This window comes from Scytonema hofmannii PCC 7110 (assembly GCF_000346485.2).
Classification (GTDB): domain Bacteria; phylum Cyanobacteriota; class Cyanobacteriia; order Cyanobacteriales; family Nostocaceae; genus Scytonema; species Scytonema hofmannii.
This window is the reverse complement of record NZ_KQ976387.1, coordinates 1-863: the sequence shown is the minus strand read 5'-3', so window position 1 is coordinate 863 and position 863 is coordinate 1. Positions and strand designations below refer to the sequence as shown.

Sequence of the window (863 nt, the reverse complement as noted above, 5' to 3'; positions counted from 1 at the left end):
CCAGGATCTTGTAAATTAATCGCCATCTTAATTCAAACCTATACTTTATAACTGAAGAATTTTTCTTTTAACTCTTGGTATTCATGCAAATCTGGTAAATTTAACTCTGTAGCAATTTTCAAAGCTTTATCGCAAGACTCCTTAGCCATATTTTGATGACCTAATTTCTGGTAAACTTCTACCAAGTTATAAAGAATGATGGCTTCAGTAGGGCGCTCACCAGTTTCCCTAACAATATTTAGAGCAGTTTGTAAATATTCCAAAGCTTCTGTATACTGACCAATTTGGACTATGGTAATGCCCAAATTACATAACGTCCTCCCTTCTTCCTCGCGATTCCCAATGTGTCTAGCAATTTCTAAACTCTGATGATATGCCTGAACTGCTTTATCAACCTCTCCTAGAGCATCATAAATATTACCTAAGTTAAGTAATGCCGTTCCTTCTCCTCGACAATCACTAATTCGCCGAGTAATTTCTAAATGTTGTTGAGTATATTCAAGGGCTTTTAAGTACTCCCCCATAAAGTAGTAAGTATTACTAATATTTCCTATGCCGTTTGCTTCTCCTTGAGTACTACCAATTTCTCTTGAAATATCTAAATGTTGCTGATGGTATTCGATAGCCTGAGAATAATTACATTGAGAGTAGCAAACAAGACCTAAATTTCCAAAAGCATTCCCTTCGCCTTCACGATCTCCGATTTCTCTCGCTATCTCTAAAGCTTGTTGATGATATTTAATAGATTGGAAATAGTTACCAAGCGAATAATGAGCAAGACCTAAATTCGCCAGTGCATTCCCCTCTTGCCAGCGATTTTTGATTTCTCTTGAAATATCTAAATGTTGTTGATGATACTTAAT

1 protein-coding gene is annotated in these 863 nt (G+C 35.9%); it reads right to left on the bottom strand.

Going from position 1 to position 863, the window contains the following annotated elements; genetic code table 11:
• Window positions 1-38: 38 nt before the first annotated feature.
• Window positions 39-863: tetratricopeptide repeat protein (locus WA1_RS51995; RefSeq protein WP_158516815.1), on the bottom strand; the 825-nt coding region annotated here is incomplete at its 5' end.